This window comes from Pseudomonas sp. SDO5591_S426 (genome assembly GCF_054070755.1).
The window spans coordinates 1-6,351 of the sequence record NZ_JBSVXD010000261.1 but is presented as its reverse complement, the minus strand read 5'-3'; the positions used below and the strand labels follow the sequence as shown (position 1 = coordinate 6,351).

Annotated in this window: 5 protein-coding genes; all 5 read right to left on the bottom strand. The window is 59.2% G+C overall.

Annotated features, from left to right (window positions below):
- Positions 1 to 125 precede the first annotated feature (125 nt).
- Positions 126 to 1,598 (bottom strand): mannitol dehydrogenase family protein, encoded by a 1,473-nt coding sequence (locus ACW9JC_RS27935; RefSeq protein ID WP_457459070.1) that lies wholly within the window; start codon positions 1,596 to 1,598, stop codon positions 126 to 128.
- A gap of 16 nt (positions 1,599 to 1,614) precedes the next feature.
- Complete coding sequence (locus tag ACW9JC_RS27930) at positions 1,615 to 2,718, bottom strand: ABC transporter ATP-binding protein (RefSeq protein ID WP_457459068.1); 1,104 nt, start codon at positions 2,716 to 2,718, stop codon at positions 1,615 to 1,617.
- 124 nt (positions 2,719 to 2,842) lie between these two features.
- Entirely contained in the window at positions 2,843 to 3,673 is an 831-nt protein-coding gene (locus ACW9JC_RS27925) for a carbohydrate ABC transporter permease (RefSeq protein WP_109786963.1), read from the bottom strand.
- A gap of 8 nt (positions 3,674 to 3,681) precedes the next feature.
- Positions 3,682 to 4,581, bottom strand: coding sequence for a carbohydrate ABC transporter permease (locus ACW9JC_RS27920; protein WP_457459072.1), 900 nt, complete (start codon positions 4,579 to 4,581; stop codon positions 3,682 to 3,684).
- A gap of 170 nt (positions 4,582 to 4,751) precedes the next feature.
- Positions 4,752 to 6,062: an ABC transporter substrate-binding protein gene (locus tag ACW9JC_RS27915; RefSeq protein WP_338580796.1), complete on the bottom strand. Its 1,311-nt coding sequence runs from the start codon at positions 6,060 to 6,062 to the stop codon at positions 4,752 to 4,754.
- Positions 6,063 to 6,351: the final 289 nt, after the last annotated feature.

Here is a 6,351-nt window from a genome sequence, read left to right as displayed (position 1 = left end):
GTGTGAAACCCATCGCGGGCAAGCCCGCTCCCACAGGTTTAGCGTTGCTCACAAATCCCGTGTTCACCGCAATTCTTGTGGGAGCGGGCTTGCCCGCGATGGCGGCAGCAGATTCACCGCATGGCTTACGCCAGCACCCGCTCCAACGTCCGCGTCACCCCAACATCCCGCAAACTATTGCAGCACCACTCAAACGCCGCGACAAACTCCGCCGAGCGGGGAATCGCCGTACCAAAGATCTCTTCAACTTCCAGCAACCGCTGGGTGATCAACACATCATCGGCCACCAACGCCTGACAGAACACCGCCCGTGGGTCCGGGATCGTATAGGTGTCGCCATTCTCATCCACGCCCTTCAAATACAAGGCCCATGCCGCCACCACCAACGCCGCACGCTTGGTCTCGCGGCCATCGGCGATCAGGCGGTTGATCGTCGGAATGGTGAATTTCGGAAACTTCGACGAACCGTCCGAACACACGCGCTCCAGTTGATCGGCGATCGCCTGATTGGAAAAACGCTCCACCAGCGTGTTCTTGTAGTCAGTCAGGTCAATGCCCGGGACCGGCGACAGTTGCGGCGTGACGTCCAGATCCATGTAGGCGCGCACGTAGCGTACGAACAACGGGTCGTTCATGGTTTCGTGAACGAAGCGATAGCCCTTCAAAAACCCCAGATACGTCAGGGCCAAATGGCTGCCGTTCAGCAGCTTTATCTTCATTTCTTCGTAAGGCGTGACGTCGTCGGTGAACTGCACGCCAACCTTTTCCCAGGCCGGGCGACCGTTGACGAATTTGTCTTCCAGCACCCACTGCACGAATGGCTCGCAGACCACCGGCCAGGCGTCGTCGACTCCGTGTTTGTCTGCCAGTTGCAGGCGATGTTCGGTGCTGGTCATCGGTGTGATGCGGTCGACCATGGCATTGGGGAAGCTGACGTTGGCGTCGATCCAGTCGCGCAACCCGGAATCGAGCAATGTGGCGAACGCCAACAGGGCTTTGCGCGTCACCGCGCCGTTGTGCGGCAGGTTATCGCAAGACATCAAAGTGAACGCAGGCGTACCGGCCGCACGGCGTTTGGCCAGTGCCGCGCAGAGAAAACCGAACACGGTTTTCGGTGCGTCCGGGTTGGCCAGATCGTGCTGGATCTGCGGCAGGTGCGCCATGAACTCGCCGTTGCTGTCGTCGATGCAGTAACCACCCTCGGTGATGGTCAGCGAGACAATCCGGATCTGCGGATCGGCGAGTTTGTCGATCAGCGCCTGGGCGCCGTCCTCGGCCAGCAGCATGTCGCGAATGGCGCCAATGACGCGGACTTCGGTGTCGTCGGTATCACCCAATTCGAACAGGGTGAACAGGTAATCCTGTTCTTTGAGGTCATTACGGGCGCGACGGTCTTCCGCGCGCAGGCCGACGCCGCAAATCGCCCAGTCCAGGCCTTCGCCGGTGTTCATCAGCGCGTCGGTGTAATACGCCTGATGCGCGCGGTGGAAACCGCCGACGCCGATGTGGGCGATGCCTTGGCGCGTATCGCTCAGGGCGTAGGCGGGCAGGACCACCTCAGGGGCGAGGCGGTGGAGGTTCTGTTTATTGAGTTTCATCACAAGCTCTCTGGAATCAGGCGGCAACGCGCAGTGGGCGGGTCAGCGCCACGCCGTCGGCATCGAATAAATGGCAGTGTTCGGCGTCCAGGTGCAGGCTCAGGGTTTCGCCATAACGGCTCGCCAGGTCACCGCGTACGCGCATGGTCAGGGCTTCACCGCAAGCGGTTCGAACGTGGCAGAAAGTGTCGCTGCCCAGGCGTTCGCTGACGTCGGCGGTGACTTGCAAGGTGCAGTCGCCCGGTTTGGCCAGTTCCAGATGTTCCGGACGAATGCCCAGCGTCACCGCGCCCCCGACGCTCAGGTTGGCACCGCTCAGCGGCAGGCTGATGCGCGTGCCGGCGTCCAGTTGCACTTCACAACCCTGGCCGTCGACACGGGTGACGTTGCCTTTGAGGAAGCCCATTTTCGGTGTGCCAAGGAACCCGGCGACGAACAGGTTGGCCGGCTGGTGATAGAGGTCCAACGGCGAGCCGACTTGCTCGATCTTACCGCCATTGAGCACGACGACTTTGTCGGCCATGGTCATGGCTTCGACCTGATCGTGCGTCACGTAGATCATCGTCGCTTGCAGGTCTTTGTGCAGGCGCAGCAGCTCCAGGCGCATTTGCACCCGCAGGGCCGCGTCGAGGTTGGACAACGGTTCGTCGAACAGGAAGATTTTCGGGTTGCGCACGATTGCCCGGCCGATTGCCACACGCTGACGCTGACCACCGGAGAGTTGCTTGGGTTTGCGCTCAAGCATCGGCCCCAACTCAAGGATGCGCGCCGCTTCGCCGACTTTCCTTTCCACTTCGGCCGTGGGCACGCCGGCCAGATCAAGGGCGAACGACATGTTCTTGCGCACGCTCATGTGCGGGTACAGGGCGTAGGTCTGGAACACCATCGCCAGGTCGCGCTTGGCCGGGCTGACTTCGGTGATGTCGCGGCCATCGAGTTCGATGGTGCCGCCGCTGACTTCCTCGAGGCCGGCGATCAAGCGCAGCAGAGTGGATTTACCGCAGCCTGACGGGCCGACGAAGACCACGAACTCCTTGTCGTTCACTTCCAGGTCGATGCCCTTGATGATGGAAAAGCCTTCGAAGCCTTTTTGCAGATTCTTGATTTTCAGGTTGGCCATGATGATGGGCCTCCGCTTGTTGTTTTTTAAGATCAAAAGATCGCAGCCTTCGGCAGCTCCTGCCTTGGGCGGCCGGCAGTTCCCCTGTAGGAGCTGCCGCAGGCTGCGATCTTTTGCTTTGGATTCATTTCACGGCGCCAAACGACAGGCCGCGCACCAGTTGTTTCTGGCTGATCCAGCCGAAGATCAGGATTGGCGCACAGGCAAGGGTCGAGACCGCCGACAACTTGGCCCAGAACAGTCCTTCGGGGCTTGAGTACGAAGCGATCAGCGCAGTCAGCGGCGCGGCTTTAGACGAGGTCAGGTTCAGCGACCAGAACGCCTCGTTCCAGCACAGGATCAGCGACAGCAAGACTGTCGATGCCAGGCCGCCCTTCGCGATCGGCAGCAGCACCCGGACCATTTCCTGCCACAGTGTTGCGCCGTCGAGGCGGGCGGCTTCGAGGATGTCTTTGGGGATGTCCTTGAAGTAGGTGTAAATCATCCAGACCACGATCGGCAGGTTGATCAGCGTGTAGATGATGATCAGGGCGATACGCGTGTCCAGCAGGCCAAAACTCTTGGCCAGCAGGTAGATCGGCATCAGCACGCCCACCGGCGGCAGCATCTTGGTGGAGAGCATCCACAGCAGCGTGCCTTTGGTGCGCTGGGTTTCGTAGAACGCCATGGAGTAGGCCGCCGGCACTGCAATCAGCAGGCACAGGGCGGTGGCGCTGAAGGAAATCACCACCGAATTCCAGGCGAAACTGAAGTAATCGCTGCGCTCATTGATGTGCAGGTAGTTCTCCAGCGTCGGCGTGAAAATGAACTGCGGTGGCGTGGCGAACGCATCGATTTCGGTTTTGAAACTGGTCAGCACCATCCAGAAAATCGGGAAGAAAATCAGGATCGCGATGGCCCAGGCCAGGGTGCCGAGCAGCAGGCTTTGCAGGCGGCGGGATTGTTGAAGAGTCATGGCGGGCCTCAGGCTTTGTCTGTCAGGTTTTTGCCGATCATCCGCACCAGCACGATGGCCGCGATATTGGCGATTACCACCGCAATCAAACCGCCAGCGGACGCCATACCGACGTCGAACTGCACCAGCGCCTGGTTGTAGATCAGGTAGGCAAGGTTGGTCGAGGCGTAGCCGGGGCCGCCGTTGGTGGTGGTGAAGATTTCGGCGAACACCGAGAGCAGGAAGATGGTTTCGATCATCACCACCACCGCAATCGGCCGCGCCAGGTGCGGCAGGGTCAGGTGCCAGAAAATCGCGATCGGCCCGGCACCGTCGAGGCGTGCGGCCTCTTTCTGTTCCTGGTCGAGGGACTGCATGGCGGTCATCAGGATCAGGATGGCAAACGGCAGCCATTGCCACGAGACAATGATGATGATCGACAGCAGCGGGTAGTGCGCCAGCCAGTCCACCGGTTGCGCGCCGAACAGTTTCCAGACGTAGGCGAGGATCCCCGACACCGGATGAAAAATCAGGTTCTTCCAGATCAACGCGCCGACCGTGGGCATGATGAAGAACGGCGAGATCAGCATGACCCGCACGATGCCGCGACCGAAAAACTCACTGGCCTCCAGCAAGGCACTGATCAGCACACCGAACACCACGCTGATCAACAGCACGCTGCCCACCAGCAACAGGGTGTTGGAGGCACCGGGCAGGAAGCCGGAATCGGTCAGAAAGTAAGTGAAGTTCTCCAGACCGACAAACTCGTTTTCACCTGGATTGAGCAGGTTGTAGCGAATGGTCGAGAAGTAGACGGTCATCCCCAGCGGCACGATCATCCACAACAGCAGCAATGCCACCGAAGGGCTGACCAGAAACCAGCCGGGATTGGTCAACCGGCTTTTACGCAGCGGTTGAGGGATTTCCATGTGAGCTTTGGCAGTTGAAGTATTCATGGTGATCAGAACCGATGGGCTACAGGCAAATGAAGATCAACTGTAGGAGCAAAGCTTGCTCGCGATTGCCGCGATGCGGTCCTTCGGATGGACCGCGTTATCGTTCATCGCGAGCAAGCTTGGCTCCTACAGTGGCGAGTGGTTTATTTGGGATAACCGGCGCGCTTCATCTCTCGCTCAGTGGTTTGCTGCGCCGCGGCCAGCGCCTGGTCAACCGTGGTCTGGCCAATCAGCGCCGCAGAGAAGGATTTTCCGACCTGGGTGCCAATGCCCTGAAACTCAGGGATGGTCACCAGTTGAATGCCGATGTACGGCACCGGTTTGGCGCTCGGCTTGCTCGGATCGGCAGCCTTGAGCGATTCCAGCGTGACCTTGGCAAACGGCGCGGCGCTCATGTACGCCTCGCTATAGGTCGAGGCCCGGGTGCCTGGCGGCACGTTGGCGATGCCGTCAGTTTTGGCGACCAATTCGCCGTATTCCTTCGATGTGGCCCAGGCGCTGAAGGTCTTCGCTGCGTCCTTGGCCTTGGAACTGGTCGGGATCGCCAGTGCCCAGGAATACAACCAGGCCGAGCCTTTGTCGGTGACTTCATGGGGTGCGTAGGTGAAGCCGACGTGATCGCTGACCTTGCTCTGGGTCTTGTCGGTAACGAACGAACCGGCGACGCTGGCATCGACCCAAATTGCGCATTTGCCGCTGTTGAACAACGCCAGGTTTTCGTTGAAACCGTTGCTCGACGCGCCCGGCGGGCCGGATTTTTTCATGGTGTCGACATAGAAGTTCAACGCGTTTTTCCACTCTGGACCATTGAATTCAGGCTGCCACTTTTCATCGAACCAGCGTGCGCCGTAAGCGTTGGCAACAGTGGTAATCAGCGCCATGTTCTCGCCCCAACCGGCCTTGCCGCGCAGGCAGATGCCGTACTGTTCCTTGTCTTTGTTGGTGAGCTTGCTGGCGAACTCGCTGATCTGGGTCCAGGTAGGACGCTCGGGCATGGTCAGGCCGGCGTCCTTGAACAGGTCGGTGCGGTAATAGGTGATGGAGCTTTCGGCATAGAACGGCAGGGCATACAACGTGCCTTTAACCGAAAGGCCTTCGCGAACCGACGGGAACACGTCGTCGAGGGCATAACTGGCCGGCAAGTCCTTCATGGGCTCCAGCCAACCTTTGGCACCCCACAGTGCCGCTTCGTACATGCCGATGGTCAACACGTCGAATTGCCCGCCCTGGGTGGCGATGTCAGTGGTGAGACGCTGACGCAGGACGTTTTCTTCGAGCACCACCCAATTGAGCTTGATCTCCGGATGCTCGGCCTCGAAGGTTTTCGAGAGCTTTTGCATGCGGATCATGTCGCTGTTGTTGACGGTGGCGATAGTCAGGGTCTGGGCGCCGAGGCTGACGCTGCTGAGGGTCATGCAGGTGAGGGCAAGCAGAGCTTTTACAGAAGGTTGCATCGTGCACTCCTTTTCTGCACCCGGCGGGTTACAGAAGGACAGTTATTGTTTTTGTGTCTTCCGAAGGCAGGAAGAATCTGTGCTGATTACAGCCTTCAATCGAGCACGAGACAAATCATCCATCGCACTTTGATCGATACTTTTTTGCACTGGGGTTTGGAGGTTTAGACACAGGGAAGGGGTTTTCAGCGAAGGTGTGAGATCGAATCCGTACAGGTTTTATAGCTTTGATCAGCAAAAAGATCGCAGCCTTCGGCAGCTCCTACAGTTGGAATGCACCTACCCTGTA

Bases quoted from the DNA above. Each gene is read 5' to 3' on its own strand.
- ACW9JC_RS27925 (WP_109786963.1), bottom strand. From the start codon at position 3,673: ATGACTCTTCAACAATCCCGCCGCCTGCAAAGCCTGCTGCTCGGCACC.
- ACW9JC_RS27920 (WP_457459072.1), bottom strand. From the start codon at position 4,581: ATGGAAATCCCTCAACCGCTGCGTAAAAGCCGGTTGACCAATCCCGGC.
- ACW9JC_RS27915 (WP_338580796.1), bottom strand. From the start codon at position 6,062: ATGCAACCTTCTGTAAAAGCTCTGCTTGCCCTCACCTGCATGACCCTC.
- ACW9JC_RS27930 (WP_457459068.1), bottom strand. From the start codon at position 2,718: ATGGCCAACCTGAAAATCAAGAATCTGCAAAAAGGCTTCGAAGGCTTT.
- ACW9JC_RS27935 (WP_457459070.1), bottom strand. From the start codon at position 1,598: ATGAAACTCAATAAACAGAACCTCCACCGCCTCGCCCCTGAGGTGGTC.